This is a genomic window from Sphingomonas sp. MMS12-HWE2-04 (assembly GCF_044881185.1).
Taxonomy (GTDB): domain Bacteria; phylum Pseudomonadota; class Alphaproteobacteria; order Sphingomonadales; family Sphingomonadaceae; genus Sphingomonas.
The window spans coordinates 4,093,869-4,116,204 of record NZ_CP173254.1; the positions used below are offsets into that span (position 1 = coordinate 4,093,869).

Genomic DNA, 22,336 nt, shown 5'->3' on the forward strand with positions numbered 1-22,336 from the left:
GCCCGCATCCGAACAACATGGGACGTGTCGATGCGCCGCCTTCTCCTTGCCAGCCTGCTCATTGCCGGATCGGCGCACGCCCAATCCGGTCCGCCGCCCGGGCCGCCGCCCCAAGACCCCGGCCGTTCGCGCATTCTGTTCCTGAGCCCGATGGGCGAGCCGTTCCGCGGGCCGGGCGGCGTCTCGGCCTGGTTCGCCGGTGCCGATGGCAACCATGACGGCGTGCTCACCCGCGTCGAATTTGAAGCCGACGCCCAGCGCTTCTTCGTGCTGCTCGACCAGCGCGGCGATGGCGAAATTGATCCCGACGATATCGAGCGTTACGAGAATATCCTCGTCCCCGAAGTCCGCGGCTTCGGCATGGCCAGCGGCGCGCCGCGCGGCATGGGGCATCGCGGCGGGCGAGGCCGGGGCGGCGGCGGCCCCGGCGGCGGTGGTGGGCCCGGCGGTGGCAGCCCCGGCGGTGACGGCCCGGGCGAGGGCGGTGACGATGGCAAGGCCGCAGCCGGTCGGCAGGTCCGCGCCACCTATGGCGGGCAGGGCGCCGCGCGCTTCGGCTTCTTCGACTATCCCGAGCCGATCACCGTCGCCGATCGCAATTTCAACCGCGGCGTCGATCCGCGCGAATTCGAGCGCGCCGCCGACGAGCGCTTCGCCCTGCTCGACAAGAATGGCGACGGCAAGCTCACCGAGGCCGAACTTCCTCGCCGCGGCGGCGGCCCCGGCGGCGGCCCGCGCCCCGATCGCGCGCCGATCGAAGGCAACTGATCCCCTCCCGCCCCCCGGGAGGGTAGGGGAGGGCGTGTTCGCTACGGACAGCAACCAGTATCGATCCTCCCTCCCCGCCCCCAAAAGCCTTTTCGGCGTGGCCGCGCGCCTCTACAGCGTCGCGATGCCCGCCACTCCCGCCTGGCCGCCGCAATCGGCACCGCGTCTGTTCATCGATGCCGAGCTCGCCCCCGGCCCCCTCCGCGTCGAGGGGCCCCAGGCGCATTATCTCGTCTCGGTGATGCGGATGAAGCCCGGCGAAGCGGTCAAGCTGTTCGATGATCGCACCGGTGAATGGCTCGGCGTCGTCCAGTCTGCCGGTAAGCGCGACCTCATTCTGGAGATCACCGAACGCCTGCGCGAACGCGAGCCGGTTCCCGATCTGTGGCTCTGCGCCGCGCCGATCAAGAAGGGCCGGATCGACTGGGTCGCCGAAAAGGCGTGCGAGCTCGGCGTCGCGCGTCTGCTCCCGGTGTTCACCCGCCGCGCGGTGGTCGACAAGCTCAACCTCGATCGGCTGCGCAGCCACATGATCGAGGCGGCCGAGCAATGCGGCCGCACCGCGCTTCCCGAGCTGGCCGAGCCGGTCAAGCTGCCCGCAATGCTCCGCGACTGGCCGGCCGACCGCGCGCTGTTTTTCGCCGACGAGACCGGCGGCATCCCCGCTGCCCAGGCCTTTGCCGCGCATAAGGGGCCGGCCGCGATCCTGATCGGCCCGGAAGGCGGCTTCGATCCGGAGGAGCGCGACGCGATCCGCGCCTGTCCCCAGGCGGTCGGCATCGCGCTCGGCCCACGCATCCTGCGCGCCGAAACTGCCGCCGCGGCCGCCGTAAGTCTTTGGATGGGAACGGCCGGCGATTGGTGACCGATCGGTAGCAAATTGCCTCTGGCGCGGGCGCGCGGCGGCCACTACATGCGCGCTCCATGAGCACCAAGACCGTTTCGAACAACAACGCAGCGGTCATCGAGGATCGCTCGCAGCTCGTCGACTATTTCGCCCGCGGCGAGAAGCCCGCCGCGCGCTGGCGCATCGGCACGGAGCACGAGAAGTTCGTCTATTGGAAGACGCCCGATCACCGTGCGCCGAGCTATGAAGAGCCCGGCGGCATCCACGCGCTGCTGATCGGCCTCACCAAGTTCGGCTGGAAGCCGGTCTATGAGGGCGACAATATCATCGCGCTTTCGGGCCCTGACGGGGCGATCAGCCTAGAGCCCGCCGGCCAGTTCGAGCTTTCGGGCGCGCCGCTCGAAAACCTGCACGAGACCTGCGCCGAAACCGGCCGGCACCTCAAGCAAGTCAAGGAAGTCGGCGACAAGCTCGGGATCGGCTTCCTCGGCCTCGGCATGTGGCACGACAAGACCCGTGCCGAGCTGCCGATCATGCCCAAGGGGCGGTACGCAATCATGCTGCGGCACATGCCGCGCGTCGGCTCGATGGGGCTCGACATGATGCTGCGCACTTGCACGATCCAGGTGAACCTCGATTATGCTTCCGAAGCCGATATGGCGCAGAAGTTCCGCGTCGGCCTCGCGCTCCAGCCGCTCGCCACCGCGCTGTTCGCCAATTCGCCGTTCCTCGAAGGCAAGCCCAACGGCTATCTCAGCTATCGCTCGCATATCTGGTCGGACACTGATCCGGCGCGCACCGGCATGCTGCCCTTCGTGTTCGAAGACGGCTTCGGCTATGAGCGCTACACCGATTACGCGCTCGATGTGCCGATGTACTTCGTCTATCGCGACGGCAAATATATCGACGCCGCCGGCCAGAGCTTCCGCGATTTCCTGAAGGGTGAGCTGCCCGCCTATCCCGGCCACAAGCCGACGATGGAGGATTGGGCCGATCATCTCTCCACTGCCTTCCCCGAAGTGCGGATGAAGCAGTTTCTAGAGATGCGCGGCGCCGATGGCGGGCGCTGGGGCCGGATTTGCGCGCTGCCGGCGCTGTGGGTCGGCCTGCTCTATGATCAGGGCGCGCTCGATGCGGCGTGGGATCTGGTCAAGGACTGGTCGATGGAGGACCGCGAGGCGCTGCGCAGCGCCGTCCCCAAGCTCGCGCTCGACGCGCCAATTCCCGGCGGCGGCAAGCTCCGCGACATCGCCGGCCAGGTGCTCGATATCTCGGCCGCCGGGCTCAACGCGCGCGCGCGGCTCAACGCTTCGGGCGATAATGAAAGCGGCTTCCTCGATCCGCTCCGCGAGATCGTCCGCACCGGCAAGGTGCCCGCGCAGATCCTGCTCGATCGCTTCAACGGCGAATGGGGTGGCGATATCAGCCGGGTCTACGAGGAAGCGAAATTCTGATCGCAGCGCGTGCGGCCGGTCTGGGCAGCGCGCTTATCGCCTGACGAACCGCGCAGCCATTCCCGGCACGCCGCGTCGTGCGATCCAGCGGTCATAGGCCTGATAGGCCGGATCGGCGCCCAGATGCCGCTCCTCGGTCCGTGCCCGCCAATAATAGACGCCGCTGACGCACGCCATCACTGCGGCGTTGCGCACCGCGTCGTGCCAGCCGGTCGTCGCCAGGAAGGGCAAAGTGGAGAGCCACCAGAACAGGTTCTTCGAAAGATAGGCCGGGTGCCGGCTCCACGCATAGGGGCCATGGGTCAGGATGCCGCGATGCGTCAGGTTCGAGAAGCGCAACCCGAACGCTACTGTCGCCCAGGCATAGATGCCCGTCAGCGCCACCAGCACCGCGCCCAGCGCCGCCAGCGCCCAGTCGTGCCCGGCCAGCCAATAGGGCCATTCGGCAGTGCCCTGGTGATAGTCGAGCGGCCCGCCATTCCCCATCAGCACGAAGGGTGGATAGCAGATCAACGCTGCGGTCCAGCCGGCGGCATAGGGATTGGCCGAGCGGATATGCGAATCGAGCGGACGGAAGGTGAGGATATAGCCCGCGGTCGCAAAGGCGACGTCGACGGTGAACATGAAGGTCACGAGATAGCCCGACAGTGCCACCGGATTGCCGAGCACGCTGCGCGGATCGGTCGAGACGAATTCGCCGAACCCCGGCGCCACCACTGCGAGCATGAAGGCGAGGAAGAAGCCCTTCACTGCCCAGGCGCGCAAATGGCCCCACACGGCTTCGCGGTCGACGCCCTGCACGCCCATCACCCAGGCGCCGAACGCCCAGGCGCCGTCGCGCGGTTCGGCCAGCCGCCGGTCGAGCCAGAGCACATAGGGCACCGAGAGCACGAACAGCGCCGGCGCCGCCATGCCGAGGCACCACATCGCGAAGGGATAATTGGCGAAGCGGCTATCCCACCAGACGCGCCCGAGCACATAGATCGCGGCGATAAGCCCCCAGGTCAGCCAAAGGCCAGTCAGCTTGGTCACCGAAATGTCGATCGTCTCGCGCCACGGGCGGACCTTGCCCCAGTCGATCCCGGTGCTCGGATTGCGGTGCACCTTGTCGATCAGCAGCGACCAGACCACCATCGGCAGCGCGCACGCCGCGACGTTGACCAGGGCGGCGAACGGCCCGTCCATCCCGAAATGCGCGGCGATCGCGATCCAGACCGTCATGCCCGCGAGCCCCGCCAGCCCGACACCATGGCTCACCGCCGAACGCGGCCGCGTCTCGCTGTCCGCCGCAAGGGCAAGGGACGGGTCGTGGTACATGGCTCCAGCGATACCGCCGAACGGTTAGCGGGCCGTGAAGGAAGGCGCGCCTCTCTGCTGCTTGGCTAGCCCAACCATCCGGTTGGCAAGCCGCGCCGCACGCACGCACGGCGCGTGCCGAAAAACCCTGCATCGTTCGCGATCTCGAGCCCAACCGGATGGTTGGTCAAACTGGTGCAGTTTCACCCGATTCCAATGGCTTATCGTCGCAGTCGACCGCATTTCGCGTCAAGATCGTCAACCGACCGCCCGTGGCCTACACGCCGCATGCAAGCCAACGCCAGCGCGGACCTACCGTCCCGCGCACCCCGTTTTCGCGTCGCTTTCGTCAACCGTGCCGGCAACAAAGCCGACACATCCCAACGCTTGCGAAGCACGATCCACCGCCTATGGCGTTCGCATAGCTCGATAAAATGGGGTCTCTGCCATGCACCGTGCGCTGTCCTTCGCAGCCTTGCTCCTCGCCTCCACCGTTCCCGCCGCCGCACAGAACTCGGCGCCGCAGCCGGTGTCGATCGTCGATACGATCCCGCCGGCACGCGACATGGCCTATCCGGGCACGATGACGCTCGACATCGACGCCACCAACACCCAGCAGGGCATCTTCACGGTCAAGGAGACGCTGCCCGTTGCCAAGTCTGGGCACATGGTGCTGCTCTTCCCCAAATGGCTGCCCGGCAAGCATGGGCCCCGCGGCGAGATCGAAAAGCTGGCCGGCCTCCAGATCCGCGCCAATGGCAAGCGCATTCCCTGGACGCGCGACCAGATCGACGTCTTTGCCTTCCATATCGACGTGCCTGCCGGCGCGAAGAAGCTCGACATCGAGTTCCAGTTCCTCTCGGCGACCGCTTCGAACCAGGGCCGCATCGTCGCGACGCCCAATCTGATCAGCCTCCAGTTCAATTCGCTGAGCCTCTATCCGGCCGGCTATTTCACCCGCCGGATTCCGGTGCAGGCGACAGTGAAATACCCCGCCGGTTGGTCGGCGGCCTCGGGCCTGCCGTCCAAATCGGTCGGCTCGACCTACAGCTATGACAAGACCGACTACGACACGCTGGTCGATTCGCCCGCGCTCGCCGGCCGCTATTACCGCGCCTTCCCGCTCACCGACCGGGTGACGCTCGACGTCTTCGCCGACAGCCCCGAAGAACTCGAGGCCAAGCCCGAGCAGATCGAGGCGCACAAGCGCGTCGTCGAGCAGGCGGTGCGCGCCTTCGGCGCCCAGCATTACGACAAATACCACTTCCTGCTCTCGATCAGCGACGAGCTCGGCGGCATCGGGCTCGAGCATCACCGCAGCACCGAGATCGGCGGCAAGCCGGGCTATTTCCTGAAATGGGACGATGCCCCGGCGAGCCGCAACGTCGTGCCGCACGAATTCACCCATAGCTGGGACGGCAAGTTCCGCCGCGGCGCGGATCTGTGGACCCCGGATTTCCGCATGCCGATGCGCGGCTCGCTGCTCTGGGTCTATGAAGGCCAGACCCAGTTCTGGGGCTATGTCTTCCAGGCGCGCTCGGGTTTGGTACCGAAGGACGTGACACTCGATGGCTATGCGGCGATCATGGCCAGCCTCGACAATCGCCCCGCCCGCGAATGGCGGCCGATGGGCGATACCACCAACGATCCGGTCATCACTGCGCGTGCACCCAAGGGCTGGGTCAGCGAGCAGCGCTCGGAGGACTATTACAACGAAGGCCTGCTGGTCTGGATGGAGGTCGATTCGATCCTCCGCGAGAAGTCGGGCGGGACCAAGTCGATCGACGATTTCGGCCGCGCCTTTTTCGGCCTGCGTGATGGCGATTGGGGCGAAGTCACCTACAATTTCGACGACGTCGTCAACACGCTCAACGCCATCCTGCCCTATGACTGGCGCGGGCTGCTCAGCCAGCGTCTGAACGGCGTCGGCCCGCGCGCGCCGCTGGGCGGGTTCGAGCGCAACGGCTACAAGCTCGTCTACACCGAAGAGCCCAACAAGGCCGCAAGCAAGGACGGCGTCGACCTCGCTTATTCGCTGGGTCTCACGCTGGGCAAGACCGGGATCACCAGCGTGGGTTGGGACAGCCCGGCGTTCAACGCGGGCATGGACCTTGGCGACGAGATCGTCGCAGTGAACGGCCGCGCCTATTCGAGCGACGGCATCAAGGCCGCGGTCAAGGCCGCGAAAGCCTCGAAGGATCCGATCAAATTGCTGGTCAAGAGCGGCGAGCGGTATCGCGAAGTCGCCATCGACTATCACGGCGGTCTTCGCTATCCGCACCTCGTCAAGTCGGTCGAAGGAGAGGCTGGCCTCGACAAGCTGCTCCAGCCTCGCTGAGACGGGGCGGACCCGCCAACATAGGTTTATCTAGACAATGCGCATTGATCTGATTCCCATCGGCGACGATCCGCCGAACAATCTGAACGTGATCATCGAAGTGCCGACCGGCGGCGAGCCGGTGAAATATGAGTTCGACAAGGCCAGCGGTGCGCTGTTCGTCGATCGCATCCTGCACACGCCGATGCGCTATCCGGCGAATTACGGCTTCGTGCCGCACACGCTGTCGCCCGATGGCGATCCGCTCGATGCGCTGGTGATCGCGCGCTCGCCCTTCGTCCCCGGCTGCGTCGTGCGCGCCCGCCCGATCGCGGTGCTCAACCTCGAGGACGAGGCCGGCGGCGACGAGAAGCTGGTCTGCGTGCCCGACGACAAGACCTTTCCTTATTACTCGGATATCGAGGAAAAGGACGACCTGCCCAGCATCGTGATGGAGCAGATCGAGCACTTCTTCACCCACTATAAGGACCTGGAGAAGAAGAAGTGGGTGCGCGTCGGCACCTGGGGCGGCGCCGAGGATGCGCGCCGGATCACCCTGGAAGCGATCGAGCGCTACAAGGCGGACAAGTCTGCGGCCGCAGAGTCGGTCGATCAGACCGGCGTCGACACCCCCCAAGGCTGAGACGGAGCGCGGCGTGCATCCGGCGCTCGGTCATCGGATAGCCCCGCCGCGCTTCCTCCTGTTCGTCGGCGTCACCCTCGCGGCGACGCTGGCGGCCTGGGGCGCGCTGCCGCCGCGCTTCGCGATCATGGCCGGGTTCGATGTCGGCGCAGCGGTGTTCCTGCTCGTCTGCCTGCCCTTGCTCCGCCACGAATTGGCCGACATGCGCCAGTCGGCCAAGCGCAACGACGCCAATCGGGCGATGCTGCTGCTCGTCACCGGTGCGGTGTCGATCGGCATCCTCGCCGCAATCGTCAGCGAGATGCGCGACAAGGCCGATGCCGGCCCCGGCACGCTCGCACTGATCCTAGGCACGCTGGCGCTGTGCTGGACCTTCAGCAACACGATCTACGCGCTGCATTATGCCCATCTCTTCTATTCGGAGGGCAAGGAAGGCGATCTCGGCGGGCTCGAATTCCCCGAGACGAAGGAGCCCGATTACTGGGACTTCATTTATTTCGCCTTCTGCCTGGGCATGACCTTCCAGACCAGCGACGTCACCGTCACCCAGGCCCGCGTCCGCAAGCCGGTGACGCTCCACTGCCTCGAGGCCTTCGTGTTCAACCTCGGCATCCTCGCCTTCACGATCAACGTGCTCGGCGGCAGCTAGCGCGCACGAACACCCTGCTGGACGACTAGATCACGTCCAGCACCAAGCCGAGATCGCGCGCCTCCTCGGCGCCGATATACCAGTTGGTCGGCGCGCGTTCGCGGACTTCGTCGAAGGCAACCTTGGTCCCGGCGATGATGTCGCGGAAGCCCTCTTCCTCGATGTCGATCGACTGCTCGATCTCGTGCAGCGTCGCCTTGAGGCTGGCGACGCAGGCGCGCAGCGGCCCCGAAAGCTCGACCGTCTTGGTCATCTGCCGCTCGTGGATCATGATCCGGGTCTCGCGAGTCAGGAAGCGCTTGTCCGCCGGGAAATGCGCCATGAAGGTCGCGCCCGCCGAATAGACCGCGACCTTGCCGAGGAACAGCAACTCGCGCGCGGTATAGTCGCGCAGCAGCCGCACCTCGTCGCCCATCAGCCGCGCCACTTCGGGGTCGCCGCCCAGCGTCGACAGCGAAACCACGATCGTGCCCTCGGCCGGCGCCTTCGCGATCTGGTCGCGGAAGCTGGCGTACATGTCGTGGTCGATCGTCCCCGCTAGGCGGACATGCGGGGCGGCGAGCAGCGGATAGCGCCGCGCGCGGCTTTCGGTCTCGGTCTCGGTCTCGGTCATGGCCTGCGCAACCCCTTCGCCGCGCCGCGGTTCCGTTCAGCCTGGCTTGAGCGCGTCGGTCGCGGGCTTGCCGACGGGTGCGGTGGCGACGCTCGGCATCCGCGTTTCCAGCGGCGCGAGCCATTCCTTCACCCGGTCGCCGATCGTCACCTGCGGGTTGGAGGGGGTGAGCCCGCCCGTCATCTCCCATCCGCTGATCATGTCGCGCGCCTCGATTCCCGCGGCTTCCAGCGGCTGCGCCTTGCGCAGCGCGTGGTTGATCATCGCGTCGCCGAAAAAGGTCCAGTCATTCTCCGCCATGCACCCAAAGGATGTCCGTTCCGACGAGGCGGCCGTGAACAGCGCCGTCGTCTCGCTCGACACGGCCGGCACGAACACCCCCGAATAGCAGGCGGACAGGATCAGCAACCGGTTGCGGATCCCTAGCTCGTCGAGGATGGCCGCGAGCCGCGCGGGGGAGAGGATGCCATAGCCCTCGTCGCCGTCATGATAGGCGATGCCCACCTTGGCGCCATGGCTGGTGGTGTAGAGGACGAGCACATCCTGCTGCTTGTCCATGACTTCGGCGACTCGCGCGAGCGCGAGGGTCAGCGATGTCAGGCTGCCGCCCGGACCCGCGCCGCCGGCGAGCACCACCGATCGCCCCGCGCCGTCGAACCGCCGGGCTAGCACCTTGCCCGCCTCGCGCGCTTCACGCCCAAACACCGGATCGCTGTCGAGCGCCACCGAGACGATATAGGCGTCGACCACGCCCTTGCGCTGCGGCACCAGCGCATCGAGCGCGACGCCCAGCTTGCGATGGTCGTCGAGCAGCGCCCGGGCACTGCGGCCGCGTTCGAGCTCGGGGCCGGCGGCGAGCGCTTCGTTGAATTCTGCCGGATCGTCGGCCGGGACGAGCTGCGGCCATTCCTTCTGGTGCGTCGATCCCGCATCGCGCTGGGCCGCCGCGGGGAGCGCGAAAACCAGGGTGGCCAGCAACAGCATCGCACGCACATCGAACCGCAACCGCATTCCGGGCCCCGCTCATTTCGCTGCCGCAGCATCGCGCAGCGCCGGGCGAAGTCAAGCGCTGGCGGCGCGGTCGGTGGGCAGGCCGTACAGCTCCCGCAGCGCTTCGAGATCGGCGCGGGTGTCGATGTCGATCAGTTCGTTCGGGTTGGTGACGACATGATGCCCCCGCTTGATCAGCTGGCGCGCGCCTTCGTCGCCTTCGAGCGCGAGCAGCTCGTCGAACATATCGCGGCCGAACAGCGCCGGCGGCAGCGGCCGCACGCCGTCGCTCGACGCGACGATCGTGCCTGCGCCGTCGGCGGCGTCGAACAGCCGATAGATATGCGCGGCGGTGACGCGCGGCATGTCGGCAAGCGCGACGAGCACTGCTTCGGCGCCAGCTTCCCTAGCCGCGGTCACGCCGTGGCACAGCGATCGCGCCTGGCCCAGGCTGGGATCGGGGTTTTCGACCACGGTATAGCCGAGCGACACGAAATCGAGCGCGGTATCCGAAACCACGGCGATCCGCGTCAGGAACGGGATCCGTTCGAGCGCAGTGACGACATGGAAGGCGAGCGGCTTGTCGAGAAACGGCTCGATCAGCTTGTCGCCGTTGAAGCGGTGCGAGCTTCCCGCGGCGAGCAGCACCAGCGCGACCTGTTGGGGCTCAAGCATGGAAGCGCTGCACCATCGCGGCGGCGATCGACAGCGCGATTTCAGCCGGGCCGATCGCGCCGATATTCAGGCCTGCGGGCCCTTCGATCCGATCGAGCTGTTCGGCGGAGAAGCCCTCCGACGCCAGCCTTTCGCGGCGCGCGGCATGGCTGCGGCGCGATCCCAGCGCAGCGATATAGCCGGTCGAGTGGCGCAGCGCCGCGATCAGCGCCGGATCGTCGATCTTGGGATCGTGACTCAGCGTGACCACCGCCGTGGCGGGGTCGGGCTGCAATGCGGAAAGGGCCTCGTCGGGCCAACGGTCGTCTAAACTCACGCCGGGAAATCGCTCCGTGGTCAGAAATCGGGCCCTGGGATCGACAACCACGGTCTGGATGCCAAGTTCCCGCGAAAGTCCGGCAAGCGCCTGGGCGATCTGCACCGCGCCCACGATCAGCAGGCGCCGCGGCGGGTCGTAGCGGTTGACGAAAGCGCCGCCCGCCCCGGCGTGACTCCGCCCGGTCGCAAGGTCGGTGGCCACTTCGAACGGCCGCCCCTCGCGCCGCGCGGCGTCGATCGCGTCGAACAGCACCGGATCGAAACCCCCGGCATCGACACGCTGGACAAGCACCGCGATCTCGCCACCGCACGGCAATCCGACTTCCCACGCTGCGGCATCGGCGACGCCATAGGTCTTCACCACCGCCGGCGCACCCGCGATCACGTCCGCGGCGGTCGCGAGGATATCGGTTTCGACGCACCCGCCCGAAACCGAGCCTTCGAACCGCCCATCGCCATGGACAAGCATGTGGCTGCCGCGCGGCCGCGGCGCCGATCCCCAGGTCGACACCACCGTCGCCAGCGCCATCGGTGCACCGCGCCAGGCGCGCGCTGCCGCCAGCACTCCGTCATTTTCCGCCACGCCGCCTCGCTCCCGTAACAACCGGAAGATACGCGCTAGCGCATGGAGGGTTTCATGACGAGACTGATGCTGATTGCCGCTTTGTTGCTGGTGCCGATGGTCGCGTCGGCGCAGGAGACGCACATGCCGAACAAGCCCCTCCTCATCGCGCATCGCGGCGCCAGCGGCGAGCGCCCCGAACATACGCTGCTCTCCTATGAACTCGCGATCGCGCAGGGCGCCGATTTCATCGAGCCCGATCTCGTGCCCACCAAGGATGGCGTGCTCGTCGCGCGGCACGAGAACAACATCACCGACACCACCGATGTCGCCGCCCATCCCGAATTCGCCACCCGCAAGGCGACCAAGACGATCGATGGCGAGACGATGACCGGCTGGTTTACCGAGGATTTCACCCTCGCCGAATTGAAGACGCTGCGCGCCAGGGAACGGCTGCCCGAGCTGCGCCCAGGCAACACCGCCTATGACGGCAAGGCCGAGATCCCGACCTTCGACGAAATCATCGCCCTCGCCAAGCGCGCCAGCAAAGCGACCGGGCGCACGATCGGCATCTATCCCGAGACCAAGCACCCGAGCTATTTCGCCTCGATCGGCCTCCCGCTCGAAGCGCGGCTGCTGGCGAAGCTCCAGGAAGCGGGTTGGGACAGCGCCGATGCGCCGGTGTTCATCCAGTCTTTCGAAGTGAACAATCTGATCGCGCTCAAGCAGCGTACGAAGGTTCGCCTGATCCAGCTGATGGACGCCAGCGGCGGCCCCGCGGACAAGGCCGAGCCCAGCTACGCCGCGATGGCGACGCCCGCGGGGCTGCGGAAGGTCGCCGCTTATGCCTATGGCATCGGCCCGGCCCGCGCGATGATCCTGCCTCCCTCGGGCACGGCGACCAGCCTGGTTGCCGACGCCCATGCCGCGGGGCTGCGCGTCCATCCCTGGACGTTCCGCGCCGAAAATGTCTTCCTCTCCCCGGCGTACCGTACGGGCGCTCCGGCCGAACATGGTCGACTTGCCGAAGAAATCCGGTATTTCATCGGGCTAGGCGTCGACGGCTTCTTCACCGATTTCCCGCATATCGGTTTCGAAGCACGCGCCGCGGCCGCGCCGGCGCCGGCACAATGAGGATTTCTCCATGCGTAAGTTCCTGCCGCTGATCGCCGCGCTGCCGCTGCTGAGCGGCGGGTGCATCGCCAAGACCGCGTGGGACGTCGCGACCTTGCCGGTCAAGGCGGGAAGCCAGGTCGTCGATTGGAGCACCACGAGCCAGGAAGAAGCCGACCGCAACTACGGCAAGAAGATGCGCGAGAAGGAGGCCCGCGAAGGCAAGGAGCGCCGCAAGCACGAGAAGGAATGCCGCAAGCATCCCGAGAGCTGCGGCGACTATGACGGCTACCGCGCCTCCGATCCGAATTGAGCATAGGGCACCGGCGAGCGCATAGCCGTCCAGTGCTTGGGTGACGAGCACGCTAGGCAGTAGGCTAATGCTACCGGCCGCTTTCCACCCAGTCTCGGACCTTCGGCCTCCGCGCCGAACGCGGCCGTATCTGGGCTAACGACCTAACGCTCGTCCAACACGGCGCCTTTCGCATCATCCTCGCGAAGGCGGGGCCCCGTCTCCGGCGCGCTCCGACGCCACAATCGCTGGTTCAGCGGCGCGGTGCGGCGACGGAGACGTCTGCCGTTCCGCTCCCAGCGTCTCCACGATCGCCCGCAGCACTTGAGGCTTCATCTGCACCCATAAATGGCTGCTCTGCACTTCGACATTCCGGCAGTCTGCGCCATCGGCCTCGCGGCAGATCAGCCCGTTGACCAGCCCGTCGCTGCGGCTCCAGATCGCCGTGGCGGGCACCGGCAGCGGTCGCGCCGCCTCTTCCAGCCGGGCTGCAACCTGCGGTTCGTCGATCTTCTCGCCGGTCAGCCATTCGAACTGGCGCCAGACATTGGTCGCGGTAGGCGGTCCCGCAAAGGGCGAACTCACCGTGATCACTTCGCGGACATGCTCGGGGTGCCGATGCGCGGCGATCCGCGCCATGATCCCGCCCAGCGACACGCCGATCAGCGTCACCTTCTCGCCGGTTTCGCCATGAATGTCCGTCAGCCGCTCCATCAGCCGCTCGCCTTCCGGGCCGATCGCGCGCGCGCCCAGGTTGCGCCCTAGCCCCCAGCCTTGCGCGCGATAGCCCAGCCCGTTCAGATAGCGCCGCATCACCACCAGCGAGCGATCAGCGTTGAACAGCCCGGGCAGCAGCACGATCGGCCGGCCGTCACCCCGCGGAACGTCCTGCAATTCGCGCCACTGCGCAAGCAGCGTGCCCAGGCTCCACACCGCGCGCGGCCCTTCTGAAAGCAGCGCCTGCAGGGGCGGCGGCAAGTCGCGCGAGGCGGGGATCAAAGCCACAGCATCACTCCAAAGGGGAAGGGCGTCCACACCCCCATCTTCACCCCCGCCTTGCGCAACGCGGCACCCGTCCAGCCGTTGCACGTGTGGAGCAGACTGTAGCCGCCGCGGGCCACGTAAAAGGCATCGCTCGCGCCATAGCCGTGCACCGGCGCCCCTTCCCCGAAGCTATCCCGGATCGCCGCGACCAGCCGGCGATATTCGTCGGGTGCCAGCACCAGCGTCCTCGCATGGGGCCCAGCCTGGGGCTGTGGAATGTGCGCGACGTGCATCACCGTCTCCCCCGCGCCGATCATCGCCCGTCCAACGCGCAGCGGGTTCACATCTGCCCAGGTCGGCGTGTTGAGATAGAAGTCGCGATCGCCCCAGCCAAAGGCGATATGGCTGTTCGCAGCCTGCGCCGGATCGGCGATGTCGGCGGGCTGCAGCAGATCGTCCCAGCCGATGCCGATCGCCGTGCGCGGTAGCACGATGTCGGTGTGGATGCCGTTGTCGATCACCCAGATGCGCACGCCTTCGCGCGCTTCGTGCCACCCCCAATGGACCGGGATGGCGGTTCCCAGCAGCACCGCGGCGGCATAACAGAGCAGCAGCGCGGCAAGGGCCTGCAAGCCTCTCCGTGCTCTCTGCGCCGGTCCCACACGGCCATTTCGTATCATTTGCGACAATGCTATGCTGGTCCCGATGGCAAACGACACCCACGTACTCGAACGGCCCCCCGAGGGCGCCTCGCCCGACTGGACGATACCGCAGAACTGGCAGGCGTACACCGCGCAGGAGCACGCGACCTGGGATACGCTGTTCGAGCGCCAGGCAAAGCTGCTCCCTGGGCGCGCCTCGCATGCCTATCTGAAGGGGCTTGATGCGCTTCGCCTCTCCGAATCGGGCATTCCCAATTTCGAGGAACTGTCGGATCGGCTGATGAAGCTTACGGGCTGGCAGGTGGTCGCAGTGCCTGGGCTCGTCCCCGACGACGTGTTCTTCGATCACATGGCCAATCGCCGCTTCGTCGCAGGCAATTTCATCCGTCGCCCGGATCAGCTCGACTACATCCAGGAGCCCGACGTCTTTCACGACGTGTTCGGCCACGTCCCGATGCTCGCCGATCCCGTATTCGCCGACTATCTCGAAGCCTATGGCCGCGGCGGTGTCCGCGCGATGGAGCTCGGCGCGCTCAAGCAGCTCGGCCGGCTCTATTGGTACACGGTCGAGTTCGGACTGGTCGAGGAAGCCGGCGATCTGCGCATCTATGGCGCCGGCATCGTGTCGAGCTCGGCCGAGAGCCGCTTCGCGCTGGAGAGCGACAGCCCGAACCGCATCCGCTTCGACATGAAGCGGGTGATGCGCACCGACTATCGCATCGACGATTTCCAGCAGAACTATTTCGTCATCCCGAGCTTCGACGAATTGCTCCGTCAGACCGTCGAGACCGATTTCGCGCCGCTCTACGAGGAACTGCTCGCCCACCCCGACGTGCCCGTGGCGACGATCCTGCCAGACGACGACGTGATCACCCACGGCACGCAGGACTATGCCAAGGCAAAGCTCGGCTGAACGCGGCTACCAGCTCCCGAAGCCGGGCGCTTCGCCCACGCCGTCGCCGCGCCGTGGCACCCGCTGCGCGCCATAACGGTAGCGCTTGACCAGCCTGAGCGTCGGCCAATGGCCGCGGTCGAGCCGCGCGGCGAGGCGCAGGCCCTGACGACGATAGGCACGTGCCACCGCCTCGGCCTGGCTCTCGAGTAGGCCGGCAAGGATCAATGTGCCGCCTTCGGCCAGCGCCGCACTAACGCTCGGCGCCAGTTCGATCAGCGGGCCGGCCAGGATGTTGGCGATGATCAGATCATAGGGCGCGCCCGCCTCGATCAGCGGATGCTCCATCCCCGGCGCCACGGCGAGCGCGAGCTGCCCGCGCCCGGTCCCGATCGCCACATGGTTGAACCCGGCATTGTCGGCGGTGACGTCGATCGAGCGCGGATCGATGTCCGTCGCCGTCGCATAGGCACCCGGCCACAGATGCAGCGCGGCGAAGGCGAGCAAGCCGGTGCCTGTGCCGAGATCGAGCAGGTTGCGCACCACCGCACCCTGGCGCTTGAGCTGATCGAGCGCGATCAGGCAGCCCGAGGTCGTTTCGTGCGTGCCGGTGCCGAAGGCGAGGCTGGCGTCGATGCGGAATGCCTTGGTGCCCGCGGGGACCACGCCCTTGTTGGTCGCGGTATGGACATAGAAGCGGCCGGCATGGACCGGCTCGATCCCCGCCTGGCTCAGCGTCACCCAATCGGCGTCACGGATCCGTTCGGGCGCCAGTCGGGTTCCGACTGCGCTCGGCACCAGCGCCGCCACGCCGGTCAGCGCCGCGCTGTTGGGCTTGGATTCGAAATAGGCTTCGAGCTGCCAGCTGTCGGGATCGTCGGGAACCCGCTCACTGGTCAGCAGAACCGGGGTGGGCTCGATATCGAGCAGTCCCAGCGCCTCGGCTTCGATCGCCTCCGCTTCGGCGCGGGTGCAGGGGAGAGTGAGTTTCCAGCTAGCCATCAGCGTACATAGCTCGCACCGTTGATATCGAGAACCGCCCCCGTCATCGAAGCCGGCGCCTCCAGCGCGCAGAAGCGGGCGAGCGTGGCAACTTCGTGCGGTTCGGCGACGCGGCCAAGCGGGATGTCGGCAAGCAGCTTGTCGCCGCCGCGGCTCGACAGATAGTCCTCTGCCATCCCGGTCATCGTGAAGCCCGGGCAGATCGCGAAGGCCAGGATGCCCTGCGCCGCATAGCCCCGGGCGATGGTCTTGGTCATCCCGATCATGCCCGCCTTGGACGCGGCATAATGCCAGTGTGCCGGGCTATCGCCACGATAGGCGGCACGACTGGCGATGTTGACGATGCGGCCGGGCTGTTCCTCGGCCTGCCAGTGGCGCACTGCGAGGCGGCAGAGCTCTGCCGATGCGGTGAGGTTGACGCGCATCGTCTTCTCCCAGCCCGCGACCCACTCGTCATGGTCGAGATCGAGCGGTGTGGCTTCGAAGATGCCGGCATTGTTGATGAGGACGTCGATCCGCCCGTCGAGCGCGTCGAGCGCGTGTTGCCACAGGCTCTGGGGCGCGGCGGGATCGGTGAAGTCCGCGAAGATGCCGCTGCGCGTGCCGTGGCCGACGAGGCGCACGCCGTCGCCGGTCAGCGCCTGTGCGATCGCCGCGCCGATGCCGCGGCTCGATCCGGTGAGGAGGATGTTGGTCATTGCTCCACCCCTAGCCCGAAGCCGGGGGTGGAGGAAGCGTCAGGCGGCGACCGAGGACGAGAAGCTGTCGGTGGCGTCGCGCAGCTGGACCAGCCGGTCGTCGACTTCGGCAACGTCGCGCTGGAGCGTGTCGATCTCGCTGGTAACGGTCTTGGTGTCCTCGCGGATCGCGCCGATCGTCGCCGACATCGAATCGGCGGCGAGCGCAGTCTCGTCGACCGCCGCGGTGATCGCGGTGACCGTCTGCGCCTGGACTTCCATCGCGCCACGAATGCGGTTCGCGCTTTCCTGGACCTCGGCCACGGTCGAGCGGATCGAGGCGTTGGTCTCGACGGTCGACTTGGTCGCAGACTGGATCGCGGCGATCTTGGCCGCGATGTCGTCGGTGGCGCGCGCGGTTTGGTTGGCGAGGCTCTTCACCTCCTGCGCAACCACGGCGAAACCGCGCCCGGCATCGCCGGCCCGGGCCGCTTCGATCGTCGCGTTGAGTGCGAGCAAGTTGGTCTGCCCGGCAATGTCGCGGATCAGCCCGAGGATCGATTCGATCGACTTGGCGTGATCGGAGAGCGTCTCGCTCATGCCCACGGCGTCACTCGCCTGGCTCGATGCTCGCGTCGCGATGTTCGCGGCCGCCTCGACCTCGGTGCGGGCGTCTTCGATCGCGCGGATCAGCCCTGCAGCGGTCTGCGCCGCCTCGCGCATCGCCACTGCCGACTGCTCGGCTGCGGCAGCGACTTCGCTAGCCTTGCCCAGCATGCCGCGCGCCGAGCTCGACGCGCCCTGCGCCTGGACGCGGATGCGGTTGCCCGCCTGGGTCGCGCTCAGGATCGATTCGGCGATGTTCGCCTGGAACTTGACGGCGCGTGCATAGCGTTCGGCGCCGGCTTCGGCGACGTCGCGCGCGCCGAGATGCGTCGCCATCAGGTCGGCTTCGACCATCGACAGTCGCTGGATCACGTCGCACAAGGTCTTGAGTTTCGTGGGGTCCGCCACCTTCTCGGCTAGGATCGCGATCGTTTGCGAATGCGTATGCGCCAGGGCCGCGAAGGTTGCCGTGAGCGGGACATGGACGCGGTCGCTCATCGCGGCATGCTCGAACGCCATCGCTACCCATTGCTCGCCATAAGGCGCCCCATATTTCGTCCGGGCATAGTCGGTGCTGTTGTGCACCTGCTCGGCGAACTGGGCCTGGTCCGATGCCCATCCGCGCAGTCGCTGGGTCACCGGGAGCGAAAGATAATAGTCCCAAAAGGCGCGTGCGATCTCTTCGTAATGGCCGTCGAGCAGCGTTGCAATCTCGGGCGCGTTGGCCGCGATCGCGCCGTCCCAGTCATATTCTCGGAGGTGCTCGGCGACTGTCTGCGCATCCCAGTGTCGCGTTTCCCGCTGCCCGTTCATCGATACTCTCCTATGCCGCGACTTTGGCGACGAAATCGCCGGCGCTGTCCTTGAGGCTTCCCAGCTGCGAATCGAGCGCAGTGAAGCCCTGTCCGACGCGATCGATTTCCGACGCGACGGTTTCGGTATCCTCGCGGATCGCGCCGATCGTCGCCGACATCGAATCGGCGGCGAGCGCAGTCTCATCGACCGCCGCCGTGATCGCGGTGACCGTCTGCGCCTGGACCTCCATCGCGCCACGGATGCGGTTCGCGCTTTCCTGGACTTCGGCGACAGTCGAGCGGATCGAGGCGTTGGTCTCGACGGTCGACTTGGTCGCAGACTGGATCGCGGCGATCTTGGCCGCGATGTCGTCGGTGGCGCGCGCGGTTTGGTTGGCGAGGCTCTTCACTTCCTGCGCGACGACGGCGAAGCCACGCCCGGCATCGCCTGCACGGGCGGCTTCGATCGTCGCGTTGAGCGCGAGCAAGTTGGTCTGACCGGCAATGTCGCGGATCAGTCCCAGGATCGATTCGATCGACTTGGCATGGTCGGAGAGCATTTCGCTCATGCCCACGGCGTCGCTCGCCTGGCTCGATGCCCGCGTCGCGATCTCGGCGGCTGCCTCGACTTCGGTACGCGCATCTTCGATCGCGCGGATCAGCCCGGCAGCAGTCTGCGCCGCCTCGCGCATCGCCACCGCCGACTGCTCGGCTGCCGCGGCGACTTCGCTGGCCTTGCCCAGCATGCCGCGCGCCGAAGCCGACGTGCGGACTGCCTGGACGCGAAGCTGGTCCCCTTCGCGCGATGCCCGCTCGACCGTCGTGCCGATCGAATCGTGAAATTCGGCGGCGAGCCGGTCGCGGGACGCCTGCGAGGCGTGTTCGCGATACAGGTTGTAGAGCTCTACGGTAATGTCGCATTCCAGCGCCGACAGCCGCATCAACGTGTCGATCAGCGCGGCGAGGCGATTATCCTGGCCAAGCTTTCGGGTCAGCACGTCGACGGCGGCACGATCGCTCGCGCTGATCATCGAGAGCAGCGCCATCGGCTGCACTTCCGCGGAATAGGCAGCGGCCACCGAACGCTCGATCAATTCGATCCAGGCGGATCCTTGGGTGTCGAGGAAGCGGTTCTTGAGGAAGACGATGCCGAGATCGATCATCTTGTCCGTGTCGTCGGTCGCCCAGCTGCGTTCATCGGCGAAGCAGCGCAGCCATTGCTGCCAATAGGCCTCCGAAACCGCGCGAATCTCGGGTTCGAGCACTTCCCAGACAGTGCGGCTCGACTGCACCAGCGACCCTTCGAAATCGAAGATACGCAGGCGCGCGCGCACATCGATTCGGGCGCTCATGATGCCGGGTGCCGGCAAATCCTTGGTCGATGCCACAGTCACGAAAGTCCCCATTGCGGCCCCGGGCGGACCGCTCTCGGCCAAAGCTATGCGCGGCAACTGGTTAAGACCCGGTTAGTCAACGCGGCGTTCACCCTTTTCCCAGACGTCCTGCGCCCTTGCATCCCGGGCCCGCAGGATTAAGGAGGCGGCGTCGACCCGAAAGGAATATCCTTGGCCAACGTCCGCAATTCGGCGCGCCCGCTCTCTCCCCATCTCTCGATCTGGAAATGGGGGCCGCACATGACGGTCTCGATCGTCCACCGGGTCACCGGCAGCGGTCTGGCGACCGTGGGCACGGTCCTGTTCGTCTGGTGGCTGATCGCGATGGCATCGGGCGCTTCCGCTTATGCTGCGTTTCTCGATCTGTTCACGCTCAAGTCGGGCGCGCTCAATATCGTCGGCTATGTCCTCGGCATCGGGCTGAGCTGGGCGTTCTTCCAGCACATGGCCTCGGGCACCCGGCATCTGTTCCTCGATTTCGGCGCGAATTTCGAACTGCGCGGCAACAAGCGCACGGCGCTGATGACCTTCGCCTTCTCGCTACTCGCGACTGCGGCCTTCTGGGCCTACATCCTGCTGGAGAAGCATAATGGGTAACGGCACCAGCATCGGCCGCGTCCGCGGTCTCGGCTCGGCCAAGGAAGGCGCGCACCATTGGTGGCACCAGCGTTTCACCGCGGGATCGAACCTGATCCTCGTGCTGTGGTTCATCCTCTCGATCGCGATGCTGCCGGCCTATGACCATGCCACGATCACGGCGTGGATGGCGCAGACGATCGTCGCGGTGCCGATGATCCTGCTCGTCGTCTCCACCTTCTATCATTTCCGCTTAGGGCTCCAGGTGGTGATCGAGGACTATCAGCACGACGAGACGCGTATCGTCCTGCTCGTCCTGCTCAATTTCTTCACGATCGGCGCCGGCGCGTTCGCCGTCTTCTCGATCCTCAAGGTCGCCTTCACGACGACGGGAGCCGCGCTCTGATGCCTGCCGCTTACAAGATCATCGATCACAGCTACGACGCCGTCGTCGTCGGGGCCGGAGGCTCGGGCCTGCGCGCGACGATGGGCTGCGCCGAGGCCGGGCTGAAGACTGCGTGCATCACCAAGGTGTTCCCGACGCGCTCGCACACCGTGGCGGCGCAGGGCGGCATCGCCGCCAGCCTGGGCAACAACACGCCCGATCACTGGCAGTGGCACATGTTCGACACCGTCAAGGGGTCGGACTGGCTCGGCGACCAGGACGCGATCGAATATATGGTCCGCGAAGCGCCGCAGGCGGTGTATGAGCTCGAACATGCCGGCGTGCCGTTCAGCCGCAACGACAATGGCACGATCTACCAGCGCCCGTTCGGCGGGCACATGCAGAATATGGGCGAAGGCCCCCCCGTGCAGCGCACTTGCGCCGCAGCGGACCGCACCGGCCACGCCATGCTCCACGCGCTCTACCAGCAGAGCCTGAAGTACGACGCCGACTTCTATGTCGAGTATTTCGCGCTCGACCTGATCATGGAAGACGGCAAGTGCCGCGGCGTGATCGCTTTGTGCATGGAAGACGGCAGCATCCACCGCTTCCGCAGCCACGCCGTGGTGCTTGCCACTGGCGGCGGCGGGCGCGTCTATCAGTCGGCGACCTCGGCGCACACCTGCACCGGCGACGGCAACGGCATGGCGCTGCGCGCGGGCATCGCGCTGCAGGACATGGAGTTCGTCCAGTTCCATCCGACCGGCATCTACGGCGCCGGCGTGCTCATCACCGAGGGTGCGCGCGGCGAGGGCGGCTATCTGACCAATTCCGAGGGCGAGCGCTTCATGGAACGCTATGCCCCCTCGGCCAAGGACCTTGCCAGCCGCGACGTCGTCGCGCGCTCGATGGCGATGGAAATTCGCGAAGGCCGCGGCGTCGGCAAGGAGAAGGATCATATCTTCCTTCACCTCAACCATATCGATCCCAAGGTGCTGCACGAGCGGCTGCCGGGGATCACCGAGACCGGCAAGATCTTCGCCGGCGTCGACCTCACCCGCCAGCCGCTGCCGGTGGTGCCGACGGTCCATTATAATATGGGCGGCATCCCGACCAATTATCACGGCGAAGTCGTCCACCTGAAGGACGGCAATCCGGACACCGTCGTCCCCGGCCTGTTCGCGGTCGGCGAAGCGGCGTGCGTGTCGGTCCACGGCGCCAATCGCCTCGGCTCGAACTCGCTGATCGATCTCGTCGTGTTCGGCCGCGCCACCGGGCTGCGCTTGAAGGAGCTGCTCAAGCCGAACAGCAAGCATGACGAGCTGCCCAAGGGCTCGGAGGAATTTGCGCTCACCCGCCTCGATCACTTCCGCAACGCCAAGGGCGCCAAGCCCACCGCGCAGATCCGCGCCGACATGCAGAAGACGATGCAGCGCCATTGCGCGGTGTTCCGAGACAGCGCGCTGCTCGCCGAGGGCGTCGAGCACATGAAGCAGGTCTATGCCGGCTTCCAGGACGTCGGCATCCAGGATCGCTCGCTGATCTGGAACACCGATCTGGTCGAGACGCTCGAGCTCGACAATCTGATCGGCCAGGCCGTCGTCACCATCGAGTGCGCCGCCAATCGCAAGGAAAGCCGCGGCGCGCACATGCACGAGGACTTCCCCAATCGCGACGACGCGAACTGGATGAAGCACACCGTCGCGACCTTCGACGGCTGGGGCGGCAAGACCGGCACGACGGCGATCGATTACCGCCCGGTCCACGACTACACGCTCACCGACGAGATCGAGTATATCAAGCCCAAGAAGCGGGTGTATTGAGCCG

At 66.7% G+C, this 22,336-nt stretch carries 23 protein-coding genes; 12 read left to right on the forward strand and 11 right to left on the reverse strand.

Annotation, left to right across the window (positions count from 1 at the left end):
* Positions 1–30: 30 nt before the first annotated feature.
* From AB2M62_RS19520 to AB2M62_RS19530, 3 genes are all read left to right on the forward strand, one after another.
* A complete protein-coding gene (locus AB2M62_RS19520; protein WP_404336517.1) occupies positions 31–768 on the forward strand; it encodes an EF-hand domain-containing protein in 738 nt (245 codons plus the stop codon).
* A 124-nt stretch (positions 769–892) separates the two neighbouring features.
* Positions 893–1,633, forward strand: coding sequence for a 16S rRNA (uracil(1498)-N(3))-methyltransferase (locus tag AB2M62_RS19525; RefSeq protein ID WP_404340054.1), 741 nt, complete (start codon positions 893–895; stop codon positions 1,631–1,633).
* A 59-nt stretch (positions 1,634–1,692) separates the two neighbouring features.
* Positions 1,693–3,069 carry a glutamate--cysteine ligase gene (locus AB2M62_RS19530; RefSeq protein WP_404336519.1) on the forward strand — a complete coding sequence of 459 codons (1,377 nt, stop codon included), beginning with the start codon at positions 1,693–1,695 and terminating at the stop codon, positions 3,067–3,069.
* A 33-nt stretch (positions 3,070–3,102) separates the two neighbouring features.
* Here AB2M62_RS19530 and AB2M62_RS19535 read toward each other — a convergent pair whose 3' ends face one another.
* The gene (locus tag AB2M62_RS19535; RefSeq protein ID WP_404336521.1) at positions 3,103–4,386 is read right to left on the reverse strand and encodes a methyltransferase family protein; all 1,284 of its coding nucleotides are present in this window, start codon (positions 4,384–4,386) and stop codon (positions 3,103–3,105) included.
* 427 nt (positions 4,387–4,813) lie between these two features.
* On the opposite strand from AB2M62_RS19535, the gene AB2M62_RS19540 reads away from it, so the two are divergent.
* From AB2M62_RS19540 to AB2M62_RS19550, 3 genes are all read left to right on the forward strand, one after another.
* The gene (locus tag AB2M62_RS19540; RefSeq protein ID WP_404336523.1) at positions 4,814–6,703 is read left to right on the forward strand and encodes a M61 family metallopeptidase; all 1,890 of its coding nucleotides are present in this window, start codon (positions 4,814–4,816) and stop codon (positions 6,701–6,703) included.
* A 37-nt stretch (positions 6,704–6,740) separates the two neighbouring features.
* Positions 6,741–7,325 carry an inorganic diphosphatase gene (ppa, locus tag AB2M62_RS19545; RefSeq protein WP_404336525.1) on the forward strand — a complete coding sequence of 195 codons (585 nt, stop codon included), beginning with the start codon at positions 6,741–6,743 and terminating at the stop codon, positions 7,323–7,325.
* 127 nt (positions 7,326–7,452) lie between these two features.
* Positions 7,453–7,974 (forward strand): DUF1345 domain-containing protein, encoded by a 522-nt coding sequence (locus AB2M62_RS19550; protein WP_404340056.1) that lies wholly within the window; start codon positions 7,453–7,455, stop codon positions 7,972–7,974.
* Positions 7,975–7,999: 25 nt separating this feature from the next.
* Here the strand turns inward: AB2M62_RS19550 and AB2M62_RS19555 are convergent, their stop codons facing one another.
* From AB2M62_RS19555 to AB2M62_RS19570, 4 genes are read right to left on the reverse strand one after another with little or no spacing between them, the layout of a single operon-like run.
* On the reverse strand, positions 8,000–8,587 hold the full coding sequence (locus tag AB2M62_RS19555) for a peptidase S14 (RefSeq protein WP_404336527.1): 588 nt from the start codon (positions 8,585–8,587) through the stop codon (positions 8,000–8,002).
* A gap of 36 nt (positions 8,588–8,623) precedes the next feature.
* Positions 8,624–9,598, reverse strand: a complete 975-nt coding sequence (locus tag AB2M62_RS19560; protein WP_404336529.1) for a C13 family peptidase — start codon at positions 9,596–9,598, stop codon at positions 8,624–8,626.
* Between the two features lie 51 nt (positions 9,599–9,649).
* Complete coding sequence (locus AB2M62_RS19565; protein ID WP_404336531.1) at positions 9,650–10,252, reverse strand: NTP transferase domain-containing protein; 603 nt, start codon at positions 10,250–10,252, stop codon at positions 9,650–9,652.
* Complete coding sequence (locus AB2M62_RS19570) at positions 10,245–11,153, reverse strand: XdhC family protein (RefSeq protein ID WP_404336533.1); 909 nt, start codon at positions 11,151–11,153, stop codon at positions 10,245–10,247. The genes AB2M62_RS19565 and AB2M62_RS19570 overlap by 8 nt, the downstream gene beginning before the upstream one ends.
* 54 nt (positions 11,154–11,207) lie before the next feature.
* Here AB2M62_RS19570 and AB2M62_RS19575 point away from each other — a divergent pair, with 54 nt between their 5' ends.
* Positions 11,208–12,266, forward strand: coding sequence for a glycerophosphodiester phosphodiesterase (locus tag AB2M62_RS19575; RefSeq protein ID WP_404336535.1), 1,059 nt, complete (start codon positions 11,208–11,210; stop codon positions 12,264–12,266).
* 10 nt (positions 12,267–12,276) lie between these two features.
* Positions 12,277–12,558 carry a hypothetical protein gene (locus AB2M62_RS19580; RefSeq protein WP_404336537.1) on the forward strand — a complete coding sequence of 94 codons (282 nt, stop codon included), beginning with the start codon at positions 12,277–12,279 and terminating at the stop codon, positions 12,556–12,558.
* 174 nt (positions 12,559–12,732) lie between these two features.
* Here AB2M62_RS19580 and AB2M62_RS19585 read toward each other — a convergent pair whose 3' ends face one another.
* On the reverse strand, positions 12,733–13,542 hold the full coding sequence (locus tag AB2M62_RS19585; RefSeq protein WP_404336539.1) for an alpha/beta fold hydrolase: 810 nt from the start codon (positions 13,540–13,542) through the stop codon (positions 12,733–12,735).
* A complete protein-coding gene (locus AB2M62_RS19590; RefSeq protein ID WP_404336541.1) occupies positions 13,533–14,153 on the reverse strand; it encodes a TIGR02117 family protein in 621 nt (206 codons plus the stop codon). The genes AB2M62_RS19585 and AB2M62_RS19590 overlap by 10 nt, the downstream gene beginning before the upstream one ends.
* Positions 14,154–14,226: 73 nt before the next feature.
* Between AB2M62_RS19590 and phhA the strand changes: the two genes are divergently transcribed.
* A complete protein-coding gene (gene phhA / locus AB2M62_RS19595) occupies positions 14,227–15,096 on the forward strand; it encodes a phenylalanine 4-monooxygenase (protein WP_404336543.1) in 870 nt (289 codons plus the stop codon).
* A gap of 6 nt (positions 15,097–15,102) precedes the next feature.
* On the opposite strand, the gene AB2M62_RS19600 is transcribed toward phhA, so the two are convergent.
* Genes AB2M62_RS19600 through AB2M62_RS19615 form a run of 4 tightly spaced genes read right to left on the reverse strand, consistent with a single transcriptional unit; the run spans position 15,103 to position 19,506 of the window.
* Positions 15,103–16,077, reverse strand: a complete 975-nt coding sequence (locus AB2M62_RS19600) for a 50S ribosomal protein L11 methyltransferase (RefSeq protein WP_404336545.1) — start codon at positions 16,075–16,077, stop codon at positions 15,103–15,105.
* Complete coding sequence (locus AB2M62_RS19605) at positions 16,077–16,775, reverse strand: SDR family NAD(P)-dependent oxidoreductase (protein WP_404336547.1); 699 nt, start codon at positions 16,773–16,775, stop codon at positions 16,077–16,079. The genes AB2M62_RS19600 and AB2M62_RS19605 overlap by 1 nt, the downstream gene beginning before the upstream one ends.
* Before the next feature lie 39 nt (positions 16,776–16,814).
* Positions 16,815–18,173 (reverse strand): methyl-accepting chemotaxis protein, encoded by a 1,359-nt coding sequence (locus AB2M62_RS19610; RefSeq protein ID WP_404336549.1) that lies wholly within the window; start codon positions 18,171–18,173, stop codon positions 16,815–16,817.
* 10 nt (positions 18,174–18,183) lie between these two features.
* On the reverse strand, positions 18,184–19,506 hold the full coding sequence (locus AB2M62_RS19615) for a methyl-accepting chemotaxis protein (RefSeq protein ID WP_404340058.1): 1,323 nt from the start codon (positions 19,504–19,506) through the stop codon (positions 18,184–18,186).
* A gap of 213 nt (positions 19,507–19,719) precedes the next feature.
* Between AB2M62_RS19615 and sdhC the strand changes: the two genes are divergently transcribed.
* The 3 genes from sdhC to sdhA are packed head-to-tail and all read left to right on the forward strand — an operon-like array spanning position 19,720 to position 22,332.
* On the forward strand, positions 19,720–20,145 hold the full coding sequence (gene sdhC, locus AB2M62_RS19620) for a succinate dehydrogenase, cytochrome b556 subunit (protein WP_404336551.1): 426 nt from the start codon (positions 19,720–19,722) through the stop codon (positions 20,143–20,145).
* Positions 20,138–20,530: a succinate dehydrogenase, hydrophobic membrane anchor protein gene (sdhD, locus tag AB2M62_RS19625; protein WP_404336553.1), complete on the forward strand. Its 393-nt coding sequence runs from the start codon at positions 20,138–20,140 to the stop codon at positions 20,528–20,530. The genes sdhC and sdhD overlap by 8 nt, the downstream gene beginning before the upstream one ends.
* Positions 20,530–22,332, forward strand: a complete 1,803-nt coding sequence (sdhA, locus tag AB2M62_RS19630) for a succinate dehydrogenase flavoprotein subunit (RefSeq protein WP_404336555.1) — start codon at positions 20,530–20,532, stop codon at positions 22,330–22,332. Before sdhD ends, sdhA begins: the two co-directional genes overlap by 1 nt.
* Positions 22,333–22,336: the final 4 nt, after the last annotated feature.